20 protein-coding genes are annotated in these 25,709 nt (G+C 58.0%); 15 read left to right on the forward strand and 5 right to left on the reverse strand.

The annotated features are described in order from the left end of the window. Positions 1-57 precede the first annotated feature (57 nt). Complete coding sequence (locus HCG46_RS27895) at positions 58-810, reverse strand: hypothetical protein (protein WP_023000103.1); 753 nt, start codon at positions 808-810, stop codon at positions 58-60. A 137-nt stretch (positions 811-947) separates the two neighbouring features. After that, on the reverse strand, positions 948-1,673 hold the full coding sequence (locus tag HCG46_RS27900) for a hypothetical protein (protein ID WP_023000102.1): 726 nt from the start codon (positions 1,671-1,673) through the stop codon (positions 948-950). Between the two features lie 730 nt (positions 1,674-2,403). Here HCG46_RS27900 and HCG46_RS27905 point away from each other — a divergent pair. Both HCG46_RS27905 and HCG46_RS27910 read left to right on the forward strand, forming a co-directional pair. Beyond that, the gene (locus HCG46_RS27905) at positions 2,404-3,123 is read left to right on the forward strand and encodes a response regulator transcription factor (protein WP_168688116.1); all 720 of its coding nucleotides are present in this window, start codon (positions 2,404-2,406) and stop codon (positions 3,121-3,123) included. 2 nt (positions 3,124-3,125) lie between these two features. Next, a complete protein-coding gene (locus tag HCG46_RS27910) occupies positions 3,126-3,635 on the forward strand; it encodes a hypothetical protein (RefSeq protein ID WP_286185567.1) in 510 nt (169 codons plus the stop codon). 234 nt (positions 3,636-3,869) lie between these two features. Here HCG46_RS27910 and HCG46_RS27915 read toward each other — a convergent pair whose 3' ends face one another. Together HCG46_RS27915 and HCG46_RS27920 are read right to left on the reverse strand one after the other, a co-directional pair. Next, a complete protein-coding gene (locus HCG46_RS27915) occupies positions 3,870-5,363 on the reverse strand; it encodes an aldehyde dehydrogenase family protein (protein ID WP_168688117.1) in 1,494 nt (497 codons plus the stop codon). Positions 5,364-5,365: 2 nt separating this feature from the next. After that, positions 5,366-6,472 (reverse strand): mandelate racemase/muconate lactonizing enzyme family protein, encoded by a 1,107-nt coding sequence (locus HCG46_RS27920; protein ID WP_168688118.1) that lies wholly within the window; start codon positions 6,470-6,472, stop codon positions 5,366-5,368. Positions 6,473-6,602: 130 nt separating this feature from the next. Here HCG46_RS27920 and HCG46_RS27925 point away from each other — a divergent pair, with 130 nt between their 5' ends. The 7 genes from HCG46_RS27925 to HCG46_RS27955 all read left to right on the forward strand — a co-directional run bounded on the left by HCG46_RS27925 (position 6,603) and on the right by HCG46_RS27955 (position 15,215). After that, positions 6,603-8,090 carry a PLP-dependent aminotransferase family protein gene (locus HCG46_RS27925; RefSeq protein WP_055661528.1) on the forward strand — a complete coding sequence of 496 codons (1,488 nt, stop codon included), beginning with the start codon at positions 6,603-6,605 and terminating at the stop codon, positions 8,088-8,090. Positions 8,091-8,205: 115 nt separating this feature from the next. After that, positions 8,206-9,282: an extracellular solute-binding protein gene (locus HCG46_RS27930; protein WP_023000096.1), complete on the forward strand. Its 1,077-nt coding sequence runs from the start codon at positions 8,206-8,208 to the stop codon at positions 9,280-9,282. A 128-nt stretch (positions 9,283-9,410) separates the two neighbouring features. After that, positions 9,411-10,535 carry an ABC transporter ATP-binding protein gene (locus HCG46_RS27935; protein WP_168688119.1) on the forward strand — a complete coding sequence of 375 codons (1,125 nt, stop codon included), beginning with the start codon at positions 9,411-9,413 and terminating at the stop codon, positions 10,533-10,535. Next, positions 10,532-11,404, forward strand: a complete 873-nt coding sequence (locus HCG46_RS27940; protein ID WP_023000093.1) for an ABC transporter permease — start codon at positions 10,532-10,534, stop codon at positions 11,402-11,404. The genes HCG46_RS27935 and HCG46_RS27940 overlap by 4 nt, the downstream gene beginning before the upstream one ends. A 12-nt stretch (positions 11,405-11,416) precedes the next feature. Next, positions 11,417-12,277 (forward strand): ABC transporter permease, encoded by an 861-nt coding sequence (locus tag HCG46_RS27945; RefSeq protein WP_055661526.1) that lies wholly within the window; start codon positions 11,417-11,419, stop codon positions 12,275-12,277. Between the two features lie 8 nt (positions 12,278-12,285). Beyond that, positions 12,286-13,908, forward strand: a complete 1,623-nt coding sequence (locus HCG46_RS27950) for a choline dehydrogenase (protein ID WP_168688120.1) — start codon at positions 12,286-12,288, stop codon at positions 13,906-13,908. 8 nt (positions 13,909-13,916) lie between these two features. Then, on the forward strand, positions 13,917-15,215 hold the full coding sequence (locus HCG46_RS27955; protein WP_168688121.1) for an FAD-binding oxidoreductase: 1,299 nt from the start codon (positions 13,917-13,919) through the stop codon (positions 15,213-15,215). A gap of 54 nt (positions 15,216-15,269) precedes the next feature. Here the strand turns inward: HCG46_RS27955 and HCG46_RS27960 are convergent, their stop codons facing one another. Then, a complete protein-coding gene (locus HCG46_RS27960; protein ID WP_168688122.1) occupies positions 15,270-16,190 on the reverse strand; it encodes a LysR family transcriptional regulator in 921 nt (306 codons plus the stop codon). A 167-nt stretch (positions 16,191-16,357) separates the two neighbouring features. Here HCG46_RS27960 and HCG46_RS27965 point away from each other — a divergent pair, with 167 nt between their 5' ends. The 6 genes from HCG46_RS27965 (at position 16,358) to HCG46_RS27990 (ending at position 25,289) form a co-directional block, all read left to right on the forward strand. Then, positions 16,358-17,155, forward strand: coding sequence for an alpha/beta hydrolase (locus HCG46_RS27965; protein ID WP_023000088.1), 798 nt, complete (start codon positions 16,358-16,360; stop codon positions 17,153-17,155). Positions 17,156-17,214: 59 nt separating this feature from the next. Continuing rightward, complete coding sequence (locus HCG46_RS27970; protein WP_023000087.1) at positions 17,215-18,405, forward strand: efflux RND transporter periplasmic adaptor subunit; 1,191 nt, start codon at positions 17,215-17,217, stop codon at positions 18,403-18,405. A gap of 123 nt (positions 18,406-18,528) precedes the next feature. Then, positions 18,529-21,717, forward strand: a complete 3,189-nt coding sequence (locus tag HCG46_RS27975) for a multidrug efflux RND transporter permease subunit (protein ID WP_168688123.1) — start codon at positions 18,529-18,531, stop codon at positions 21,715-21,717. Between the two features lie 362 nt (positions 21,718-22,079). Beyond that, positions 22,080-23,219 carry a TRAP transporter substrate-binding protein gene (locus tag HCG46_RS27980; protein WP_209009655.1) on the forward strand — a complete coding sequence of 380 codons (1,140 nt, stop codon included), beginning with the start codon at positions 22,080-22,082 and terminating at the stop codon, positions 23,217-23,219. A 182-nt stretch (positions 23,220-23,401) separates the two neighbouring features. Beyond that, on the forward strand, positions 23,402-23,977 hold the full coding sequence (locus tag HCG46_RS27985) for a TRAP transporter small permease (RefSeq protein ID WP_031268996.1): 576 nt from the start codon (positions 23,402-23,404) through the stop codon (positions 23,975-23,977). Further along, the gene (locus HCG46_RS27990) at positions 23,943-25,289 is read left to right on the forward strand and encodes a TRAP transporter large permease subunit (protein WP_205838738.1); all 1,347 of its coding nucleotides are present in this window, start codon (positions 23,943-23,945) and stop codon (positions 25,287-25,289) included. Before HCG46_RS27985 ends, HCG46_RS27990 begins: the two co-directional genes overlap by 35 nt. Positions 25,290-25,709: the final 420 nt, after the last annotated feature.

Consider the following 25,709-nt stretch of genomic DNA (forward strand, 5'->3'; position numbering starts at 1 on the left):
AGCTCCGCGCCTGCTGCTGTTTTCCGGAATTGAAAATCAATTCAGGAACAAACCGGATCAGCTCAGGGAGCCGAGATCTTCACCGGTCATCAGGCTGTCCATGTTGCCGCCGACAATGGTCATGTCGACAGAGTTGTTCAGGATGTTTTCGCCCTGCACAAGCGTGTTGGTGAATGCCGATGCATCGTTGGAAGCGGATGCTTCAGCCGCATTCATGCCCTGGACGAGCGCATCGTCATCAGCAATGACGCTGACGCTGCCGGAACCGAGGTCATCGATTTCCAGATTGCCTTCCAGGTCGACCGACATGCCATGGAAACCGGCATGACCGAACCAGGTGCCGACATGGCCACCGAATGCCTGCATGTCAGCATCGACGTATGCCGACCCGCTGGAGCCGCCTGCCGAAATACCGTCATCGGTTTCGGCATCGCCACCCTTGGCACTCAGGGTCTGGTTGAAGCCGGCGTTGTTGGTTGCCGTCGTACCGTTGGCCCAGTCGTTGTCTTCCAGCTGGTTGCTGTTGTTGAGCACGACACCGGCATCATTGCCGCCACCATTGAGGGCTTCGTTCAAAATGTCTTCAACGGTGATGTCGTCGCCCGGGCTGTAGTCGATGCCGCCGTTGACGCTCACGAGCATCTCGTCGACTTCAGCGCATTCTTCCAGGTCGATGTCCACGACATCGTCGTCGTCATAAACAAATCCTTCTTCGAAGTTCATCACGACTTCGGCCTTGTTGATGATCTTCGAGTCATCGACTGCATCGAAATCAGAGTAATTGAATTGAGTTCCACGCTTACCAGACATGATAATAGTCCTTGTTCATCGCGGCGAGCCAGGTCTCGCAAGACCGGCGTTCACACCGCATTCTGACTTGGAAACGGGCGCAGCTGGCGTTTCGGAAACAGGTTCGAAACAGAAAACCGCAGCGCCGATCGAACATCTTAGAGCTCGTCTTCACCAACGCTGTCGGTGTAGAGATCACCGCCGACAATCGTCGTGTCGACCGAGTTGTTGAGAATGTTCGCACCCTGCACCAGCTCGTTGACGAACGCTTCGGTTGCGTTGGCGGCATTGGCAGCGGCCATCACTTCACCAATCACCGTCGCATCATCGAGGGCGTCCACGGTCATGGACGACCCACCGAAAGCCAGACCGTCGTCAGCTTCCGCCGAACCGCCGTTGGCAGTCAGCTTCTGCGTGAAGGACCCTTCATTGGCGACAAAGGTGTCTTTTGCCCAATCGTTGTCTTCCAGCTGGTTGCTGTTGTTGATTGCAATGCCGGTATCGTTCCCAAGGCCGTTCAGCGCATCATTGAGGACGTCTTCGACCTTGATATCGTCGCCCGGGTCGAAGTCGATGTTGCCTTTCGCAATCAGAATGTCCTCGACACTCGCATGGTCGCCGATGTCCAGGTCAATGTTGTCGACGTCCGAAGGACCGTTCTCGAAATCCACATTGATCACGGGATCGAAGTCACTGTCGACATACTTGAACACCTGGTTGTTCACATCCTGGGTGTTGTCGTCGTCCGAGTATTCCCACTCGTAGCTCTTCGAATTGTCGATGTTTATTTCGTGATTATAGTTGGTGTTGTACTCGCTAGAATAAGTCGGATTGAACGACTTATCGATGTTCAGCTCGTTTTTATGCCAAACGTATTCGCTCATGGTTCTGTCCTCAGATCGGACAGCTCGGCAGATCGTCTTCTATCGATTTGCATAGGGCTGTCGTGGTTAAGAGGAGCGTTACCGCCCCAGATCAAATGGAAAATGGCAAAAACAACCACATCAGCTAATCAAAATAGATTTAGCTGCTCCATTTACTCTTCGGCTGGAAGTCAAATTTGAGGATAGGGATCCACAAACCGAGGATTTACACAAATACGAGAATCTCCCAGCCGATGAAAACAATGACAGAACAGGGGGCTTGCAATAAGCCGGAAATCTTAACTAAACATTTACCATTCAAGTTTCGCGGATATCTAGCGACATAGGTAAATCACGCGAGGTCAAAAAAAGTATTTAATTGCAATATCTTGAAGCAAAATCTGATCCGCGACTAGATCGAATTATTAATATAACCTAAGGTAAGTTTGTTATATACAAGTTATGGGTGAGGAGAAATTCAGACTAGGGGGTCACTGCACAAATCCCTGTTAATACTGCGATTTGGACGGCATGTTCATTTTCCGACAGCCACCCATTTCCCACACCTATCCTTGGTCTGAACAAACAAGATAAGAAATTTTATTATTTTAAGAACCGCATGGCTAATGCCGACGGCAGAATAAGCCGGATGAATATTTACAAAAACGCTTCTCCCAGGCCCTGTTTCTGGCAATTGCAAGTGAAAGAGAGTCCAAATTAAATTTTATCTTAGTTTGTAGGGGTGACAGTAATGACTAGCGTAAATTACGAGAATAAAGGTTCAATCTATTATATTGGAGCGTCCGAAAAGTTTCCGAAGGAACTGGAAGGAGTAATCGACCGGGAAATAGAAGATGGACGTTTTATCCGTATCACTCAGAAAATCGATCTTTATCGCTCGGAGCGCCGTGGGGAATTTTCAAAACGCCTTTTCCTGATTGACGAAGGCTTCAGCGCGGAGCGCAAGGAAGCTGTTGCCTGCCTGCGGAAAAACTTCCCCGAAGCAAACCTCTGCATGCTGATCAATGACGATCTGTCGTTCCCCTCGATCATCAGCGATTATTTCCAGGAAGGCCTGATCAAGAGCGTGCTGCCGATGAACCTTCGGATCGATCTCTGGCTAGGCGCTATCCGTCTCATGCTCAACGGCGGCCATTATCTGCCGGCTGATGCCATCAAGTACATGGGAATGGAAAGGCCTTACGGCGCAGCCCCGGCCATGCATCAGCGCAGGCACCGCAGCCGTACCAGGAACCGCTTCGGCAAGCTGACGAAACGGGAAACCGAAGTTCTATGCCTCATCTCCGAGGGATATCAGAACAAGAATATCGCCGAAAAATTGTCCCTGTCGGAGCACACCATCAAGCTCCATATTCATCACATCATTTCAAAGCTCGGCGTTTCAAACAGAACGGAAGCAGCCGCGATCTACATTCAGACGGAACAACGACCACCCAACCTAGAGGCCTGAAGATGAGCGCGGCAGATGCGCCCACAATGGCGGACGAATTCCAGACGTTTCTCGCCCTCATGGGCCGGCTGAACTATACGTGGACCAACACGGAGAGCCTGCTGATCCACATGATCGCGGGCCTCGCCGGCGTCACCAAGGAAGTCGCGACGGTGATCTTCCTGACCCTCAACACGTCGCGTGCCCGAATTGATCTGGTCGAACGGTTGGCCAAGCTCGACGAGCAGAAACCGGACTTGAGGGAAGAGGTGCTGAGCCTAACGCGGGACATGCACAAGACGTTGAAATTGAAAAACAAATATAATCACTGCATCTATTCGTTCGACAACGAGGGGCGCAATGCCTCAACCATCCTGATGCGCATCAGCGACCAGAAACACAAGATCGAATACGGCAAGTCCAGCCCGATCAATGCCCGGGAAATCACGCTCGTCAGGGAAACGATCCAGAAGACACAGACGCTGAACAAGTCGCTCTGGGAGTTCTTCAAGCAGCGCAAGTTTCCGGTGTGAGATCATCCCGCGCTACACGCAGCCTCAACAAAAAAGAGGCCGGATCGGTAAACCGAACCGGCCTTTCAGGGGAGGTAACAGGATGTTTGAGCAGGTTCGGATCGCTCTGATCCGGCTGACTGAACTCTGCCCTGGAGCGTGCCGCGTCTAACTGGAAAGATCTTGCATCGCTTTTTGCGCCGAAATCCCCGATTTCAGGCAGTGAAAAGCGTTTCCGACAAAACGCGACAAGTTCTAGCCGATCCTGGCGGCAATGCTTTTGGTCTTGCAGTAGCTCTTGAGACCTTCGAGACCTTTTTCGCGGCCGAAACCGGATTTCTTGTTGCCACCGAACGGCACCTCGATCCCGCCGGCGAAATACTCGTTGATGTAGATCTGGCCGGCATCGATCTTGCGCGCGAGCTGATGGGCTTTTGCGAAATTCGACGTGTAGATGCCTGCGACCAGGCCGTACTGGCAATCGTTGGCAAGTGCCAGTGCGTGATCGGCATCATCAGCCACCTGCACCGTCAGCACCGGCCCGAAGATTTCCTCCTGCGCCAACTCGTCACTCGCAGAAACGCTGTCGACGATTGTCGGCTCATAGAACCAGCCCTTGCCGGTTTTCGGGTCGGCGGCTATGGCGCCACCCGTCACGATATCAGCTCCCCGCGCCCTGGCTCGATCGACAAAACCGGCAACCTTTGCAAGATGCTCCACCGAATTGACCGGGCCGACATCAGGGTTGCCGAGGCCATGCCCGAGCTTCAGGGCCTTGGTGCGTTTGACCAGTTCCGCAACGAAGTCCGCGTGAATGTTCTTCTCGATCACGAGACGAGATCCGGCGGAACAGATCTGGCCGGCATTCTCGTAGATCGCACCGAGAACACCGGATAGCGCCTGTTCCCGGTCACAATCGCCAAGCACCACCACGGGCGATTTGCCACCAAGCTCCAGCACCACGCGGGTGATCTCGTCAGCTGCCGCCTTCATCACCGCTTTGCCCGTCTGGACCGAACCGGTGAACGTGATGTGGTCGACATCCGGATGGGATGTCAGTGGAGCACCGGTTTCGGCGCCGGTTCCGGTCACGACATTGCACACGCCTGCCGGCAATCCGGCATCATGCAGGATCTTCGCGAGCAGCAGCGCTGTGAACGGCGTCTGTTCGGCAGGCTTGGCCACAACCGTGCAGCCGGCTGCAAGCGCCGGCGCAAATCCGCGCGCAGCGGTGGAGATCGGAAAGTTCCACGGAATGATGTGGGCCGTGACCCCGACCGGCTCGTGAATGGCGTAACCGACATAATTCGGCCCAAGGGGAAAGCTGTCTCCCTGCAGCTTGTCGCAAGCGCCCGCGTAATACTCGAACGTACGCGCAGCACCGCGCACATCGCCTTGAGCTTCCTGCAGTGCCTTGCCGCTGTCCAGCGTTTCGGCAACGGCCAGAAGATCGAGATTTTCCAGGATAAGCTTGGACGCTTGCAGAAGGATCCGGGACCGCTCCACCGGCGCCATGTCTCGCCAGACCGTCTCAAAAGCAACCTTTGACGACTTTACCGCCTGATCGACATCCTCGGCGGTGCCCGCCGTGAAGCGGGCGAAGGCTTCGCCCCGGCCCGGATCGAAACTTTCCATGGTGCGGTTATGGGACGGCTGCGTGAAGCTGCCGTCGATGAAATGGCCGAGGGGCAACGCCTTCAGCGTGCCCGTGGCCTGATATTCCGCGACGAGTTCGCTTGCTCCGGACATCGTTAGCCTTCCAGGGAACTGATCTTGTATGTGGATTTCGCCAGCCACTCCGGACTGATCTCGACACCCCACCCCGGCGCATCGGTCACCGTGGCATGCCCGTCGACAATCTCGTATGGCGACGCGGTGAAGAGGCCGTATTGCCAGGGATAATAGTCGGCTTCCTCGATGGAGAATTCGAGATATTTGCCCGCATTCGGGATCGCCCGCAGCAGATGCATGGTGAACAGCGTCACCAGCGACAGGTTGGCCGCATGCGGTGTGCAGGGAATGCCTGCCTCATGCGCCATTTGTGCCACCTTCATGGTGCGAACCATGCCGCCGAGATAACAGACGTCCGGCTGAATGATATCGACAACCCGGTCATCGATCATGCGCTGCCAGTCCACCAGCGAGCAATCCTGCTCCCCCCCAGTCACATCGATGTCGAGAGCGTCTGTCACTTGCCTGGTCTGGTCATAATGCCAGTAGGGGCAAGGTTCCTCGTAATGGGAAATGCCGTTGGCTTCCAGGAACCGGCCGATCTCGATGGCCTTGGCTGGCGAATAGCAGGAGTTGGCATCGACCAGCAGTGCGGTGTCGTCTCCAAAGGCCTTGCGCATGGTCGGCACGATTTCTTCCGTCCTGCCCGGCCATTCGTCCTTATCGCGGCCGCATTCGGCACCGATCCGGAACTTGAAGGCATCGAAGCCGTAAAGGTCCTGCTGCTTCTTGAGGCGATCCGCCTCGTCTTTCGCCGTGATGTCACGCTTCATCGACGACCCGTAGGCCCGCACCTTGCCCGGCGTTCCGCCGAGCAGTTCGCACACCGGCTTGCCTTCCAGCTTGCCGCGCAAGTCGAACAGGGCAGTGTCCAGTCCCCCCATCGCCCGGCGCAGATAGGAGCCGGGAAACTTGTGCTCCCGTTCCGGGATGATCTCCATCAGGTGTTCAATGTCGAAAGCGTCTTCGCCCAGCGCATAAGGTGCAACCTGACGGTGGACGACCTCCGCGGTGATATCCGCGTAGTAAGGCGCTACCTGCCCCCATCCGGTCGCACCGTTTTCGGCGGTTGCACGAACGAAACAGACAAACTCATTGGTAAATGTTTCTATTGATTGTATTTTCATTGTCTTATCCGGTCCTCGGACGGACGGTCCCGATGGATAGGGGTTGGCTCGTGAACCGACCCTTATCCAGAATTGGACTTGATAGAAGGTCCGTTTTGCGCAAACTCTCATACCAATTTGGGAGAATGCGATGAAACGGCATGCCGGCGCTGTGCTCTCGTCGATCAAGATCGACAAGACGGCCGAAAAGAAAATTTCGATCCAGCTCTACATGGCCCTGCGCGACCTGCTGCTGACGGGGGCATTGACCCCGGGTGACCGGATGCCGGCCACACGCACCCTGGCGCAGGAGATCGGCGTCTCCCGCACGACGGTAATCGATGCGACCGACCGCCTGATTTCCGAAGGTCTTCTGGAGGCAAGGGTAGGCGCTGGCACGTTCGTGAGTGAAGCGCTGAACGCCCGCCTTGCACCGAAGCCGTCACAGGAGGCCAGCGACATCACCCCCGTCGTGCCGCGCCTTTCCCACGCGACCCGGCATGCCATCCCGGACTTCACCTTGCGCTCGCGCCTGCCGCACAAATCGCAGGCCTTCGTCACAGCCCTGCCGGCACTCGACGCCTTCCCGATGGCGCAATGGGCAAAACTCTCCGCACGGCACTGGCGCAAGGACCGCGACCACATTGCCGGCTACGGCGAGCCCTTCGGCTACATGCCGCTGCGCCGGGCGATTGCCCGTCAGCTCAATGCCTCCCGCGGAATCAAGTGCGACCCCGAACAGATATTCATCACCAACGGCGCCCAGCGCGCGTTTTCCCTGGTCGGCGGCATGCTGGTCAATCCGGGCGAGCCGATCTGGTTTGAAAATCCTGGCGCAATTGGTGCGCGCAACGCTTTTGTTGCCATTGGCGCAAGGCCAATTCCTGTCGCTGTTGACGAGGAAGGCCTTTGCATCGAGGACGGCCTTGCCAAGGCGCCCTACTTTCGGCTCGCCTTCGTAACGCCATCCCACCAGCAGCCGCTTGGCCACGTCATGAGCCTTTCCCGCCGCCTGGCGCTTCTGACAGCCGCCAATGAAGCCGACGCCATGATCGTGGAGGACGACTACGACGGCGAGTTCTATTTCGGCGACCAGCCACCACCAACGCTCAAGAGCATCGATACCCACGGCCGGGTAATCTATGTCGGCACCTTCTCCAAGTCCCTGTTTCCGGCCCTCAGGCTCGGCTTCGTTCTGGTGCCGGAAGGCCTGGTGGAAAGCTTCGAGCGGGTCTGCCTGACCTGGCTTGCCGGTGTTCCGACCGTCACCCAGGCGATCGTTGCCGAATTCATGGATGAAGGCATGTTCGCAACACACATCCGCACCATGCGCCAACTCTACAAGCACCGTCACGATACCTTGATGGCAGAAAGCGCCAGTCTTGCAGGAGACATAGACCTGCAGCCAACCAGCAGCGGCTTTCACGCTGTCGGCCTTTTGTCGAACCGATACGACGAAGACAGGATCGTCGCTGAAGCGGCCAAACACGGCATCACCACCGCCCCCCTGTCTCGCTACGCTCTTGGCCGGATACCGCAGCGCGGCATTGTCCTCGGCTTCGGCAGCTCCGCGCAGGATGACATCCGCAAAGGCATGAAGGTTCTCAAGAAAATCCTGCCTGTTTGCTGCACCAGCTAAGGTGCACCCTCGGTCAATTGGACTGCTAAATTATCTGCAATGGATATATTTGGCAGGCCAATTCCAACCTAGGCTTTTTTCCGGTTAGTACGCTGAGTGCATTCAGGAGGACGTCATGCATTTGAAAACAACACTAACCGGCCTGTTGGCCGCAACCATGCTTGCCGGTGCCGGCTCTGCCCAGGCAGAGACCCTGCGCCTGTTGACCTGGGGGTCTTACGCTCCCGACGAACTGGTCCAAAAATTTGAAGAAGAATATCCGGACATTGATGTTGAAGTCACCTTCTCCAACAACGAGGAAATGATTGCCAAGCTGCGCGCCACTGGTGGTGCCGGCTTCGACCTTGCCCAGCCAAGCCACGACCGCATCTACGCGGCCCAGCTGGAATATGACATCTACAAGCCGCTGGATCTTTCAAAGATCGACACCGGTGCGATGGAAGCCAAGCTGCTTGACGGCGTGAAGGCAAACACGACGATCGAGGGTGAAGTCTACGCGGTTCCCCACCAGTGGGGCACATCCGGCCTGATGGCCGACAAGACAAAGGCCCCGGACCTTTCGAGCTGGGCCGACCTTTGCGACCCGGCCTACAAGGGCAAGACCTCGATGCGCCTGAAGCGCACGATCCTGCTCGGCACGGCCTTCTCGATGGGTGAAGATCCGTTCGCGGCCTACGCAGACCTTGAGAAATACCAGGGCATCCTGGACAAGGTCGCCGACAAGCTGATCGAGTGCAAGGACAACATCAAGGCTTACTGGAAAGGCGGCGACGACCTGTCCGCCATGATGCTGTCGGGCGAAATCGTGGCGTCCGAAACCTGGGATTCCACCGCCTACAAGCTCTACGACCAGAACCAGAACATTGTCTTCGTTCCGCCGAAGGAAGGCGCACTAGCCTGGATCGACACCTTCGCCCTGCCGCGCAAGGGCAAGGCGGATGATGCCGCCTACAAGTGGATCAACTTCGTGCTGCGGCCTGAAAACGTGACCATCATGTCCGGCAGCACCGGCGCGATTGCCGCGGTCAAGGGTGGTACCGACCTGCTGCCGGAAGACAAGAAGGCAGCCGTGAATGCGGCCTTCACCGCAGCCGACATCGACAATCTCAAGTTCTTTGCCAACATTCCTCCCGGCGTGGAAGACATGGAAGGCAAGACCCTCGAGAAGATCAAGGCAGCCACAGGCGGCTGATCAGGTTCAGGGCTGCCGGAACCATTCCGGCAGCCCTTTCCTTTTTTGAAAAAATCAAAACACCGGAGAGAAGCAACCGGGAACACCCGGCGCTCCAAACCCCGATCCCTTCCAGTTGGTCCGCATTGATGAAACACACCTCACCCGCCTACGATCTTGAATGCCTCGACCTTGCCAAGAGTTTTGGAGGATTTCGCGCCGTCAAAGGCGTCTCCTTCGAGATCCCGAGCGGTTCGTTCTTCTCCATTCTCGGTCCGTCGGGCTGTGGCAAGACAACCCTGATGCGCATGATCGCGGGTTTCGAGGACCCGACCTCCGGCGATATCAAGATCAAGGGCAAGTCGGTACTCGGCGTGCCGCCCAACCGGCGCAACGTCAAGATGGTGTTCCAGCATCTGGCGCTGTTCCCGATGATGAACGTCTACGAGAACATTGCCTATGGCCTCAGGTGCGCAGGCGTGGGCAATGCGGAAATAAAGCGCAAGGTCCAGGACGTGCTGGAGCGGATTGCCCTGCCCGACGTTGGCGAGCGGGAAATCCACCAGTTGTCCGGCGGCCAGAAACAGCGCATCGCCATTGCTCGCTGCATGGTGCTCGATCCGGATGTACTCTTGCTCGATGAACCGCTCGGCGCGCTCGATCTGAAGCTGCGCGAAGCGATGAAGATCGAGTTGAAACTTTTGCAGCACCAGTTCAACACGACCTTTATCTACATCACCCACGATCAGTCGGAAGCTCTGGTGATGTCCGATAACGTCGCCATCATGAACCAGGGCATTTTCGAACAGATCGGCACGCCGCAGGATCTCTATCATCACCCCAAGACCGCCTTCGTCGCCGGCTTTGTCGGCGACAGCAACCGCTGGTCCGGCACGGTGAAATCCGCGGATGGCACGGGTGGCAAGGTGGAAACGGATCAGGGGCTTTCGATGAGTTTCAGTGCCGGCGCGGATCAGACCATTCGTGATGGCGACAAGGTGGAGATTTTCGTGCGGCCGGAATTCATCCGCACGGTACGCTCATCCGAAGCGGACCAGGCCGTGACAGAAGGCGACAACCAGATGAGCGGTGTCATCGACAGCCTGCTCTTCAACGGTGCCAACAGCCGTGTTCTCGTACGGACCGGCAGCGGCGAGCTTATCGAGTCCGATGTGACGGTAACCGGCAACAACGACCTGAAACCCGGAGAAGACGTGCGCCTGATCTGGTCGTCCCGGCAAGCCATGTGTTTTGCCCGCGCGGAGAGCGCATGATGCAGAACAAGGACATCAAACGGCTGTCGCTGATCCTGCTGTTTTCGCCATTCGCGCTCTGGATTCTGCTGCTGATCATTCTGCCGCACATCGGCATGGTGCTACTGTCCTTCCGCGAGAAAGTGGCACCGCGCGTCTATGAGTACAGCTTCGCCAACTATCTGGATTTCATCAACGAACCGATCTACTGGAACACGCTTCTGCGAACCGGATCCATGTCCCTGCTGGTCACAGCCCTGGCGCTGCTGATCGGCTTTCCCATTGCCTACTACATCGCCAAGATCGCCGGCCCCAGGGCGCGCGGTGGTCTGTTCCTGCTCTGCCTGATCCCGCTCTGGGTCAGCGACCTGATCCGTTCCTTCGGCTGGATCCTGCTGTTGCGCGAAACCGGTGTGATTTCGAATTTCCTGCTCTGGACCGGACTGGTCGGCCAGCCTGTCGAATTTCTCTACAACGACATCGCGGTCATCATCGGCCTCGTCTACACCGTGATCCTGTTCATGATCGTCCCACTGGTTTCGACGCTGGACGGCATGGACAATTCAATGATCGAGGCCGGGTACAATCTGGGCGGCAGCGGCTTCACAGTGCTGCGCAGGATCATCATTCCCTACGCGATGCCGGGCATCGTGGCCGGCTGTATCGTCACCTTCATGCTGACGGCAGGTTCCTACCTGACGCCGATCCTGCTCGGCGGCAAGAATTCGAGCTGGTTTACCGAACAGATCTACAACCAGTTCATCACCCGCTTCAACTGGGAAGGAGGCGCGGCCTTCGGCATGCTGCTCCTGATTTTTACCTCCGTCGTGATCTGGCTCGGCCTGAAACTCTCCGGTCAGACCCTCGCCAACACCGTGGCCAAGAGCTGAGGAGGACAGACGATGCTTGCGCAAAAGAACTCCTCTCCGTTCCTGATGGGCTACCGACTCTATGTCGTTGCCTTCTTCATCTTCCTGGCAGCGCCTCTGATTTCAGCCGGAGCCTTCGCCTTCAACGACAGCCTGTTCCCGGCACTGCCCTGGCAAGGTTTCACGCTGGACTGGTTCTTCAGCGACACCGAACCAAAACTCGGCATGTTCCATGACCGGCGTTTGCTGCAGGGGCTTTATTATTCCTTCGTCATCGCAATCTTCGTGGCGGCACTCTCCGTCTTCGTCGGCACGACCAATGCGTTTCTGTTCGTGCGTGGCGAGTTTCCGGGCAAGAACTTCTTCTACATTCTGATGGTGGTGCCGCTGGTGATCCCGGGTGTCATCCTCGGCATCTCCATCCTGGTCCTGGCCAGCGACACCGCGAACTACATGGAAAACAGGTTCGATCTGGAGCTTGAGTTCCTGAGGCCAGGCCTCCTGCTTGTCGTGTTCGGGCAGTTTTCCTTCATCACCACCATCACCTCGCTGGTGATCACGGCCCGGCTGAAGAAATTCGACGCCACGATGGAAGAAGCCGCCTTCAACCTGGGGGCAAGCCGGGTCCGCGTGTTGCGCACCGTCACGCTGCCCTTCCTGCGTCCGGCGATGATCGCGGCCGGCATCGTTGCCTTCCTGGTTTCGTTTGAGAACTTCAACACCACGCTATTTCTTGTCGGCTCGGAAGCACCTCTGACGATCACCATGTATGACCGGATGGCAAAGGTCGGCTCGACGCCGGTCCTCAATGCCGTCTCTTTCGTGCTCATGGTCGGGTCCGGACTGCTTGCGCTGCTATCGATTGCCATCCAGCGCGACAAGACCTCTCAATAGGAGCATTCATGGCGGAGTTCGACTTTGTCATCGTCGGCGCGGGCTCGGCAGGCTCGGTGCTTGCCGACCGGCTGTCGGAAGACGGCAAATACACCGTCTGCCTTCTGGAGGCGGGCGGCTCGGATCTCAATTTCTGGATCTGGATGCCGATCGGCTACGGCAAGGCTTTCTATAACCGGAACATCAACTGGATGTACCACACCGAGGCGGACCCGGGGCTCAACGACCGCTCCGGCTACTGGCCGCGCGGCAAGGTGCTGGGCGGGTCCAGCTCGATCAATGCCATGGTCTATATCCGCGGTCAGCATGCGGATTTCGAGGACTGGAAGGCCCTCGGCAACACCGGCTGGGGCTGGCAGGACGTTCTGCCCTATTTCAAGCGCTCGGAAACCAATTGCAACGGTGCCGACGACTATCGCGGCGGGGATGGCCCCCTTTATGTCTCCTCCATGGACAAGGACGTCCACCCGCTGTGTCAAAATTTCCTGGCAGCCAGCGAGGAAGCCGGCTTCAGCCGTAACGCGGATTTCAATGGCAAAAGCCAGGAAGGTGTCGGCCTCTACCAGATAACCGCGAAAAACGGGTTCCGCATGTCGACGGCCCGCGCCTATCTTTCACGCGCGAAAAAACGTCAGAATGTCTCGATCCTGACCAACGCACACACGACCCGGCTGATCGTTGAAAACGGACGGGCGACCGGCGTCGTCTACAGCCGAGGCGGCACCGAGCAGACCGTGAAGGCCCGCCGGGAAGTGATCCTCAGTGCAGGCGCTGTCAACTCGCCGCAAATCCTCATGCTGTCCGGAATTGGTGATGGCGCGGAGCTGCAGGCCAAGGGCATTTCCTCCACCTTGCACAGCCCTGCTGTCGGCAAGAACCTGCAGGACCATCTTGGCCTCGACTATCTCTACCGGTCCAAAGTGCCGACGCTGAACCAGCAGCTTTATCCCTGGTGGGGCAAGCTCGCCCAGGGCATCCGCTATGTCCTGACCCGCAGTGGTCCGCTGTCGCTAAGCGTCAATCAGGCTGGTGGCTTTGTCAGAAGCAATCCGGATTGTGAACGGCCGAACATCCAGCTTTATTTCTCGCCCGTCAGCTACACCAAGGCGCCGAAGGGGAAACGTCCGCTGATGAACCCGGACCCGTTCCCCGGCTTCCTCCTCGGCTTTCAGCCGACACGGCCAACCAGCCGCGGCTATATCTGCCTGCGCTCCACCGATCCGTTCGACATGCCGGAGATCCACCCGAACTCGCTCAGCACCAACCGCGATCTCACGGAGATGATCGAAGGCAGCAAGCTGATGCGCAAGATCGCCGAAAGCCCTGCCATGCAATCGGTTATCGACGAGGAGATCACACCCGGCCCGGGTGTCCAGACCGACGAGGACATGCTGGCGGATGTCCGCAGCCGCTGTTCCACAGTCTTCCACCCTGTCAGCACCTGCCGCATGGGACCGGACGCGAGCGAAAACGTCGTCGACACGCGTCTGCGGGTTTACGGGGTCGAAGGGCTTCGGGTTGTCGATGCCTCGATTTTCCCGACGGTCACGTCCGGCAACACCAACGCACCTGCGATCATGGTCGGCGAAAAAGGCGCGGACCTTATCCTGGAAGACACACGAGCGGCTTAAGGCACGTAATGACTCAGGCTCTTTTTGCGGACAACTACAAGACGACACCATACTGGCAGGATATCGCCCCCAAACTCGCACTGCCGGATACCGGTTTGCCGGCAGAGGTCGATGTGCTGGTGGTTGGCGGTGGCTACACCGGCCTGAACGCCGCACTGCAGACCGCCCGTGAAGGCCTCGGCACACTGGTTCTCGACGCGGAAGATCCGGGTTGGGGCTGCAGCATGCGCAATGGCGGCCAGCTTTCGACCAGCCTCAAGCCGTCCTTCTCCAACCTGGCGGGCCGTTACGGCAGGGAGCTCGCCACCCAGCTTTGCCTGGAAGGCCAGGCGTCCCTCGACTACATGCACGCACTTTCAAGGGAAGATGGATTGGAGATGGGCCTACGGGAAACCGGCCGCTTCCACGGCGCCCACAAGCCCCATCTTTACGAAAGCCTTGCCAGAGACTGTGCCGCCGGACACCCCGTATGGAAGACCGATGCCTTCATGGTGCCGAAAAGCGACATGGCACGGGAGCTTGGGACCGACGCCTATCATGGCGGTATCGTCAATCCGCATCATTGCAGCATCGATGTCAGCAAGTACCATCCTTCACTTTTGAACAAGGTGCTGGCGGAAGGTGCGATGGTGCGCGGCAAGTGCCGGGTGGTGTCGCTTGAACGCGAGACGTCAGGCTTCAAGGTCCTGACAAGCGACGGCTCCCTCAAGGCGGGCAAGGTCATTCTGGCGACCAATGGTTACTCCGGCCCCCTGTCGCCCTGGCTTCAGCGGCGGCTGATCCCGATCGGCTCCTACGTGATCGCGACGGAAGAAATCCCGAGTGAAACGATCGACCGGCTGTTTCCAACGGACCGGGTCCTCTCCGACACCAGAAAACTGGTCTATTACTACCGGCTGTCCCCCGACCGGAAGCGCGTGCTGTTTGGCGGCCGGGTCTCCTTGAGCGAAACGGACCCGCGCAACAGCGCGCTCAAGCTCCACCGCGATATGACAGCCCTCTTTCCGGAACTTGGCTCCGTGCGGATCAGCCATGCCTGGATGGGGTTTGTCGGCTACACCTTCGACACGCTCGCCCATGCTGGCGAAGACAACGGTCTGTTTCACGCGGGCGGCTATTGCGGGTCCGGGGTAGGTATGGCGAGTTATCTCGGCATGCGTATGGGCCAGAAAGCTACCGGCCGTGAAAAATCACTCTCCGCGTTCGAGAAGATCCCCTTCCCGACCCGGCCGCTATACCAGGGCAATCCGTGGTTCCTGGCACCATCAGTGCTGGTCTACCGACTGCGGGACAGGTTCGGCATCTGATTGGGGTCAGCCTCGCGGTGGATAGCCTTCTTGCGCTGCCCCCTTGCCAGCATTTCATACCGAAGACTGGGCGGGCGCCGGCACATCGGCAAGCAGGCGCACCAGCCAATCGACAAAAACGCGAACCTTGTTCGAAAGGTGCCGGTTGGGCGGGTAGACGATATAAAGCGGAATGGTGTCGGCAGACCATTCCGTCAACAGCGGCACGAGGTCCCCGCGCTTCAGCTCTTCCCGCACCATGAAGTCAGGCAACTGCGCGATGCCGTGACCGGCAACAGCCGCCGCCACATAGCTGCGGGCATCGTTGACCGAGCAATGATAGCGTCCGTCGACCAGAATTTCCTCACCGTCCTTGCGGAAGGTGAACGGGTGTGTGCGTCCGGTGGCGGCAACGAAATAATTGACGCAATAGTGGTTCGCCTGCACGTCTGCCGGGGTTTCCGGTGTACCTGCCCGTTCCAGGTAGGACGCTGCCGCGCAAGTGGTCAGGCCGACCTCCGCCACCCGCCGTGCAATCAGCGACTGATCAGCCGGCGCACCACCGCGCAAAGCACAATCGACATTCTCTGCCAGGTAGTCGACTGTCCTGTCACCGATCCCGAGGTCGATACGGATATCCGGGTATTTTTCGTAAAAACCGCCAAGCTCCGGTATCACGAACCAGTCGGCAAAGGCCCCTGACATTTCCACGCGCAGCCGCCCACCCGGATTGCTCTGGGCCTGGGACAGGCTGGCATCAAGTTCGTCGACCTCCGAAACGATCTGAACGGCCCGCTCATAATAAAGCGCGCCGTCCGTCGTCACGATCACGCGCCGCGTTGTCCGGTTGAGCAATTTGGTCTGCAGATGTTTCTCGAGATTCTGGATCAGGTTGGTAACCGTCGCCTTCGGCATCTGAAGGGAATCGGAGGCTCGGGTGAAATTTCCTGTTTCAACCACCCTCACAAAGGCGCGCATGGCGGAGAGTTGATCCATTTCTGAGCGTCCTGATCAAAAAATAGGCTTATTATTCGAAAATTCGAATAGTGAAACCAATAATACACCCCTTATTCCAGAGTTGGAACAACAATACCTATCGGACATGCAAGAGAGCTGGTGTACCCAGTTTTCCCTCAACCAACAGACACGAAACGGCGCTGAAAATGACGGTGCAGATCAAGGATATGACACTCGACAAGGTGGCCATCGGCCCCGTGGCGGCACGTGTCTACCAGGGCGCCGAATACAGCAAGTCGCCACCAGTCCTGATCTATTTTCACGGCGGCGCTTTTCAAGGCACCGTCCCGCAGGAAAGCGAGTTTGCGCATCTCATTGCCGAAACCGGCGCCATTGTCGTGATGCCGGATTACAATGTACCTCTTGGCAGCGTTTTTCCGAAGCCGCTGGAAACGGGTTTTTCGATCTTCTCCTATCTGGCGAAAAAGCGCGCTGGCCTTGGGAACCGGAAATCGCTGCTTCTTGTCGGCGGCGTCGAGGCTGGCGGCAACATCGCCGCAGCGGTCGCGCTGAAGGCGCGGGATCATTTCGCCGATGAACTTGACGGGCAGATCCTTCTGTCACCCCTGCTTGATCCTTTCATGGGCTCTGCATCGTTTCAGAAGGCCGGCGAGTTCGGCATGAAGGACATCTGGGCCGACGGCTGGAGCCACTATCTCAGCACCGGCATGTGCCACCCCTATGCGGCCCCATGCATGTGCTCACGCCTGACCGGCGTTGCCCCCGCGCTTGTTCTGTCTTCTCAGGACGATCCGCTCAAGGACGAAACACTCGGCTTTGCGACCTGCCTGAAAAATGCAGGCGTTGAAGTTCACCAGCACGTTCTCCCCGCCGGGACAGGCTGGCCATCACTCTACGGCGGAAAGACGGACGAGACCCCATCCTGGCAAGAAACCGTAAGCACGCAATTTTCCGGTTTCGTGCAGTCCGTCAGCGTCCACTGATTTGATATCCAAACCCTTCTGAAGGTTGTGTTTTCAGCAGGGTTTCCAAGGAGAGACCAATGACATCAAGAAGCAAGCGCTGGGCCCTGACGGGCGCCAGTCTGGCAGTTGCTGTCTCTGTTTCAGCCGCTGTCCTCATCATGAACCTACCGGCAAGCAGCCCTGCAACGGCCGCGGGAGGTACTGTCGCCATCCCGGCAGTGCCGGTGACCGTTGCCGAGGTCAAATCCCGAGAGATAACCGTGTGGGAAGATTTCTCTGGCAGGCTCGAAGCCGTTGACCGGGTGCAGATCCGCTCCCGTGTGGCCGGCTCCATTCAATCCGTCGATTTCCGTGAAGGCGCATTGGTGGAAGCAGGTGACCTGCTCTTCACCATTGACCCGGCTCCCTACGAGGCCGCCGTCGCTCAAAGGGAAGGTCAGGTTGAACTGGCGCAAACGCAGCTCAACCTCGCCAAGCTGGAACTGGACCGTGGCAACAAGCTGATCGAAAACCGGACCATCTCCCAAAGCGTTCTCGACCAGCGCCGCAACACCTACGCCGAAGCACAGGCCAACCTCAGAACCGTCAAGGCAGCTCTCAGGTCGGCCAAGCTGGAACTTGGCTACACCAAGGTGCTGGCACCCGTGTCGGGTCGTGTCGGCAAGATCGAGATCACCGTCGGCAATCTCGTTGCCGCGGGCTCCGCATCGCCGGCATTGACAACCCTTGTCTCTGTCGATCCGATCTATGCAAGCTTCAACGCAAGTGAAGACCTGGTCTCGCGGGTTCTGGCCGAGTTGCCGCAGACAGATGCTGCGGTGCCGCCACTGGACATGATCCCCGTCGAAATCGAAACCTCGTCAACCGCCGGGCATCCGGTGAAGGGCAAGCTGCAACTGGTCGATAACCAGGTTGACGCCGTCAGCGGCACCATTGGGGTCAGGGCGGTCTTCGACAATCCCGGCGGCAGGCTGATCCCGGGCCAGTTCGTGCGCATCCGCATGGGTGAGCCAAGGCCTGAACAGAAGGTCCTGATCAGCGAACGCGCCATCGGCACCGACCAGGACAAGAAATATGTCTATGTCGTCGGTGACGACAACAAAGTGGCATACAGGCCGATCGACCTGGGCAGAACCGCGGAAGGTGCACGTATCGTCGACAGCGGCCTCGAACCGGGTGAACGGATCGTCGTCAACGGCCTGCAACGGATCCGCTCTGGTGCACTTGTCGATCCTCAGCTCGAAAACGACGTTGCCGCTGCAAACTGAGTGAACAGGTGGAGCGCCTTGCGCTCCACCTCCCCTCTTCAACAATTCAAGTCATGATTGCCGGTGGCGCCGCCACCGGCCGGGGACGTGTTGTCCCGATTTCCGACCGGAAAGGGCCTGGATATGAATATCTCGAGATTCTTCGTCGACCGCCCGGTCTTTGCCGGTGTGCTGTCTGTCCTCATCCTCATCGCCGGCCTGATCGGTCTGCGGGCGCTGCCGATCTCCGAATACCCCGAGGTGGTGCCGCCATCGATCGTCGTGCGCGCCGCCTATCCGGGGGCGAACCCGAAGGTCATTGCCGAGACGGTGGCAACGCCGCTGGAAGAACAGATCAACGGTGTCGAGGGCATGCTCTACATGTCCAGCCAGGCGACCTCTGACGGCGTCATGACACTCACGGTGACGTTCGAGCTCGGCACTGATCCCGACCAGGCCCAGCAGCTTGTCCAGAACCGCGTTTCGCAAGCCGAACCCCGTCTTCCGGCGGAAGTAAGAAGTCTTGGCATAACCACGGTGAAAAGTTCACCCGATCTGATGATGGTCGTGAACCTGACCTCGCCGGACAATCGCTACGACATCACCTACCTGCGCAACTATGCCGTCCTCAACATCAAGGACCGGCTGGCCCGCCTGCAGGGTGTCGGCCAGGTGCAGGTGTTCGGCTCCGGCGATTACTCCATGCGTGTGTGGGTCGACCCTCAAAAGGCAGCCGGCCATAACCTGGCTGCCAGCGACATCACCAACGCCATTCGCCAACAGAACGTGCAGGCCGCAGCCGGCATTATCGGCGCTTCGCCAAACCTGAAGGGTGTCGACGTTCAGCTCAGCGTCAATGCCCAAGGTCGTCTTCAGACGCCGGAAGAGTTCGGCAACATCATTGTCCGTACTGGTGAAAACGGTGAGGTCACCCGGCTGCGGGACGTTGCCCGGATCGAGCTTGGTGCAGCCGATTATTCGCTGCGCTCCCTGCTCGACGGCAAACCGGCCGTCGCCATTCCTGTGTTCCAGGCACCTGGCTCCAACGCTATTGCGATTTCCGATGCAGTGGTCGAGACCATGAACGACCTTCAGGTCGCCATGCCTGACGGCGTCAAATACGAGATCGTCTACGACACCACAAAGTTTGTGCGATCCTCCATCGAGAAGGTGGTCGACACGCTGCTGGAAGCCGTGGTGCTTGTGGTCCTCGTCGTGATCCTGTTCCTGCAGACATGGCGTGCTTCGATCATTCCGCTGATCGCCGTTCCCGTGTCGATCATCGGCACCTTCGGCGTCATGTATGTCTTCGGCTTTTCCATCAACGCTCTCAGCCTCTTCGGGCTGGTTCTCGCCATCGGCATCGTAGTCGATGACGCGATCGTGGTCGTTGAAAACGTCGAACGAAACATCGAAAACGGGCTGAACCCGCGCCAGGCAACCTACAAGGCCATGAAGGAAGTCTCCGGACCGATCATCGCCATTGCACTGGTGCTTGTGGCGGTGTTTGTCCCGCTGGCCTTCATCACCGGCCTTTCGGGTCAGTTCTATCGCCAGTTCGCACTGACGATCGCGATCTCGACCGTCATCTCGGCCATCAACTCGCTAACTCTGTCCCCGGCCCTGGCCGCCCTTCTCCTGAAGGATCACCATGCGCCCAAGGACTGGCTGACACGTTCGATGGACTTCCTGTTCGGCTGGTTCTTCAAGGGCTTCAACCGGGCCTTCGGCGCCGGTTCCAACGCCTATGGCAAGAGCGTCGGCGGCCTGTTGTCCCGCAAGACCATCGTCATGGTGGTCTACATGGCACTTGCAGGGGCAACCTACAGCCTCTTCACAACGGTCCCCGGTGGCTTCGTGCCGGCACAGGACAAACAGTATCTGATCGGCTTCGCCCAGCTCCCCGACGCTGCCACGCTGGACCGGACCGAAGACGTCATCCGCCGGATGAGCGAGATCGCCATGGAGCAGGAAGGTGTCGAACACGCCATCGCCTTCCCGGGCCTGTCGATCAACGGCTTCACCAACTCTTCCAATGCGGGCATCGTCTTCGCCACCCTGACGGATTTCGAGGAACGCAAGTCTCCGGAATTGTCCGGCGACGCCATTGCGATGCAGCTGAACCAGAAATTCGGCACGATCCAGGATGCGTTTATCGCCATGTTCTCGCCGCCGCCTGTTCAGGGCCTAGGCACCACTGGCGGGTTCAAACTGCAGATCGAGGACCGGGCCGGTCTCGGCTACCAGGCACTCGACGCGGCCAACAAGGCCTTCCTGGCCAAGGCCTATCAGACGCCGGAACTGGCTGGACTGTTCTCCAGTTTCCAGATCAATGTACCCCAGCTTTATGCGGATCTTGATCGCACCAAGGCGGAACAGCTCGGCGTATCGGTAACGGATGTATTCGAGACGCTGCAGATCTATCTGGGTTCACTGTATGTCAACGACTTCAATGCCTTCGGTCGCACTTACAGTGTCCGGGTGCAAGCGGACGCCCAGTACCGGGCGCATGCCGACGATATCGGCAAGTTGAAGGTCCGCTCTGCCGCCGGCCAGATGATCCCGCTCTCCGCCCTGTTGAAGGTGGAGGCCACCACCGGGCCGGAACGGGCAACCCGCTACAACGGTTTCCTTGCGGCTGACATCAATGGTGGCCCGGCTCCCGGGTTTTCCTCCGGCCAGGCCCAGGCAGCGGTCGAGCGGATCGCGGAGGAAACCCTGCCCAAAGGCATTGCCTTTGAGTGGACAGATCTGACCTACCAGCAGATCCTTGCCGGCAGCTCCGGGTTCCTGGTCTTCCCTCTGGCCCTGCTTCTGGTCTACCTGGTGCTTGCCGCCCAGTATGAAAGCCTGATGCTTCCGGTGGCGATCGTCATGATCGTACCGATGGGTGTCCTTGCCGCCCTGACGGGCGTCTGGCTGACCCATGGCGACAACAACATCTTCACCCAGATCGGGTTGGTGGTGCTGGTCGGGCTTTCGGCGAAAAACGCGATCCTGATCGTGGAATTCGCAAGGGAACTGGAATTTGAAGGCCGAACGCCGGTTGAAGCGGCAGTCGAAGCCAGCCGCTTACGTCTGCGCCCGATCCTGATGACCTCGATGGCCTTCATCATGGGTGTGGTTCCGCTGGTGCTTTCCACCGGCGCCGGTGCGGAAATGCGAGCCGCGATGGGCATCGCGGTCTTCTCCGGCATGATCGGCGTGACCTTCTTCGGGATCTTCATGACGCCGGTGTTCTACGTGCTGGTCCGCAAGCTCTCGGGCAATCGCCCGCTTGCGCAACACGAGGAACCAGCAGAGCAGCCGCAAGCTCAGAACACGGCCGCTTGAAGCTGGACCAAATGACAAGAAAAACGCCCTGGAAGCACTCGTTTCCAGGGCGTTTTGCACTTGGGCAAGGTCTTCTCCTGCGCGGATAATGCGATCAGCTGGCGTCGGTGTCGACTGCACGCACGCTCCATGCGATCAAGGTAAGATCTGAACGCCTCCCCCGATACCCCCCGTCACGCAAGGTCGCCGCACTCAGAACACCCCTCACATCCCTGAGATGCAATGCCGGCAACGACACCCAAATTGCGGGTTCCCGCAAATGGATTGCGTGAATTGACCTGTCATATTTGGTTTCTGGCCGCGTAACGTGACGTGCCTGGCGTTGGCTAGCCAACTTGTGGCGATGTATGTGGGAGGAAAACATGCAATCGAATAATTATCACGAAGACACGAAAGCGATGCGCGGCGGTGTGCAATTTCAACACCTTGCAGCACGCATCAAACAAACTGTGACTGTGGAAGGAAGTTTTGCGCGTTTGTCGTCACTGAAGACCGGAATTCTAACAAGCTTGCTTGCCCTGTCGGTCTTTTCAGCACCGACCGCAGCAACGGCCGCCGACTACAACTGGACCTTCCAGACCTCGGAAACGGCCGGTGAACCCGGTTTCATCAACAAGCAGAAGTGGGCTGAAAACGTTGAGAAAATGTCCGGCGGACGGATCGAGATCGAGATTTTGCCGATTGGTGCCGTCGTCCCGCATACCGATACGCTTGATGCCGTTGGCACTGGCATTCTTCAGGGACATCTGACCGATCCGAGCTATTTCGCCGGGAAGGATCCCGCTTTTGCGATGATGGGCAACCTGGTCGGTGCCTGGAGCGATCCGTTCGAATTGATCGGGTTCATGCAATCCGGTGGCGGTCACGAGCTTTACGCCGAACTGGTCGAGCCCTATGGTGTCCATTTCATCGGAGCGGCAGCAACTGAGCCGGAAGCTTTCGTTTCCAGTGTTCCGATCCGCTCTGTGGAAGACCTGAAGGGCGTCAAGATGCGCGCACCGGAAGGCATGGTCTACGAGATCTTCTCCAAGGCAGGTGCCTCTCCGGTTGCACTTCCCGGTTCAGAGGTCTTCACCGCTCTCGACAAGGGCGTTGTCCAGGCCGCCGATTATACGGTTTTTGCAACCAACCAGTCGCAGGGCATGAACGACGTTGCCCACTATCCGTTGTATCCGGGCTTTCATTCCCTGCCGCTGATCGACATTTCGATGACCAAATCAATCTGGGATGAACTTCCGGACGACCTGAAGGCTGTCCTGAACGCCTCCGTTGACCAGTTCATTTTCGATCACGTTTATTCCGTACGCAAACTCGATGCGGCCGCAGTCGAGGAAGCCAAGGCAAACCCGGAGATCGAAATTGTCAACTGGTCCGGCGACGAGCGAGCGAAGTTCCGCAGGATCGCGCAGCAGGAATGGGAAAACTGGGCCGGCAAGAACGACCTCACCCAACGCTACTACGATTCGGTGGTCGCTTATCTGAAGGGCCGGAACCAGCTCTGATCTGACCAACGTTCCGTTGACGCAGCCGCACCCGGACCGAAAGGTTCGGGTGCGGCCTGACCTTGTTTCTATCTGTCCATAACGGGTGAAACGAGATGCCGGTGCGTGGCCGTCAGCTAAGACTGATTGGCCATCCCCTATTTCCACAACAGCTTGCCAACTGCGCGACGGGAGAAGAATCCATGCCGGACAATCCGGATGTGAGTGACCTGGAGGACAATGGCCAGGCGAACCTGCGAACCGGCCTGGACCGGTTCATTGCCGGGTCCGCGAAGCTCTTTGCCTGGGCTATCTTTCTGGCGTTTGCCATCAGCGTATATGAGGTTATCGCCCGCTACGTTTTTGATAGCCCGACGTATTGGGCTCACGAGAGCACGACCTTCCTCATAGCAGCCATCTTCCTGATCGGCGGCCCCGTAGCGCTCGCTCGCGACAAGCATATTCGCGTGCGCATGATTTATGACTCGGTTTCGCCTCGTGTGCGCCGATGGCTGGATATCGTCAATTCATTGATCGCGATGATCTTCTTTGCAGGACTGGGATACGCGGGCGCGACAATGGCCTGGAAGGCTACCCACCGACCAAACGGCGATATCCATCTGGAGGGCACGGGTACTGCGTGGAACCCACCGACACCGGCACTGCTGAAAATCATTATTCTGATTTGCGTTTGCCTGATGTTCGTTCAGACCCTGATGCACCTCATCAAGGCGATCCGCGGCGATGACGCTGCCTACAGCGAACGCGGAGGCCAATGACATGGGCCTCAACGATCTGGGTATTGAATACGGTACAATTCTGCTCGTTGGCAGCATCTTCGTGTTGTTGCTTACAGGCCAGCCTCTCGCCTGGGTGACGGGGCTCGTAGCCCTGGTTTTCACGTTCGGTTGGTTTGGAGAAAATGCGCTGCCGCTGGTTACGGCTCGCATCTTCGGCTTCATTACGGAATATTCCCTCGTCGCCATTCCGATGTTCATCCTGATGGCGGCGCTCCTCGACAGATCAGGAATCGCGAAGGACCTCTTCAACGGAATGAGGGTGCTTGCCGGACGGTTGCCAGGTGGTGTCGCCGTTCAAACGCTGATCGTCGCCACCCTGATGGCCGCCATGTCCGGCGTCATCGGTGGTGAGATCGTTCTACTGGGAATTCTGGCATTGCCCCAGATGTTGCGACTTGGATATGACCGCGACTTGTCAATCGGGGTCGTTTGCGCAGGTGGTTCGCTTGGGACCATGATGCCGCCCTCGATCGTTCTGATCATTTATGGGCTGGTGGCAAGTGTTTCCATTGCCGACCTCTTCGTTGCGGCAGTCACACCTGCCCTGATGCTGCTCGGCTGCTATATCGCTTATGTTCTTGTACGCTGTTTCCGAAACCCGGACCTCGGGCCACCAATTTCCGCGGAAGAACGCGCCGAAGAGACAATAGGAAGTGCGATCCGGTCCCTGATCGCCCCGGTCTTCATCGTGGTAGCGGTTCTGGGTTCCATATATGGAGGCATCGCCTCTATCACCGAAGCAGCTGCACTCGGGGTTTCGTCAGTGCTCATCATCGCACTGCTTCGCAGGGAACTTAACGCCCGTATGCTTCAGGACAGTCTGGTCCACACGCTGGAAACCTGCGGCATGATCATCTGGATCGGGATCGCCGCAGCCGTGCTCGTCGGTGTCTACAACCTCATGGGGGGCAACCGCTTCGTCTCCGCGGTCATGCTTGGTCTCGACGCGTCGCCCGTGGCCGTCATTCTGATCATGATGCTGATCCTGCTAGTGCTGGGCATGTTCCTGGACTGGATCGGGATTGCCCTTTTGACCTTGCCCATCTTCGTGCCGATTGTCGTTCAGCTGGGATATGATCCGATCTGGTTCGGCATCCTGTTTGCAGTCAACATGCAGGTCTCCTACCTGACGCCCCCCTTCGGTCCGGCTGCCTTCTACCTGAAAAGTGTCGCCCCACCGGACATTACACTCGGCAACATTTACGGAGCTCTGCTTCCGTTTATCGTGCTGCAGCTCTTTGTTCTCGCAATCTTGCTGTTCTTCCCTGGCATCGCGACCTGGATGCTTTGATGCAGATAGGTAAAGAATTCTGGTGTGCCGTATTCCTTCAGATGGATACGGCACGCCATTCCTCATGAAAGATCTTTTGCTTGGGCCGAGATTGGTTCTAGACGCAAAATAGCTAGCGTCTTCGCACTCTTTCGAACTCGTGCAAGGTGGGAAAGTTCCTGACGCCTTTTTCTGTCATCCTCCTTGGGACGATAGAAATGCACGATCGTTCATAGGCTCTTGTTGCTGCCCCGCTGCGTCGGTCTTCCGCCCTGCCGCGCGTGATCCAACAAAAAAGGCCGCCCTTTTGGGCGGCCTTTTGTTTATTTGGTTTCGGTATTTGGGTTTGAGCGTTTTTGTGCCAGTGCGTCGGGCATAGCGCTTTTTGTGGGAGCGCTGGTCAGTTTAAAATCTGTATCCGTTACCAACAAAAAACCCGGC

The organism is Labrenzia sp. PO1 (assembly GCF_012273635.1).
Taxonomy (GTDB): Bacteria; Pseudomonadota; Alphaproteobacteria; order Rhizobiales; family Stappiaceae; genus Roseibium; species Roseibium algicola.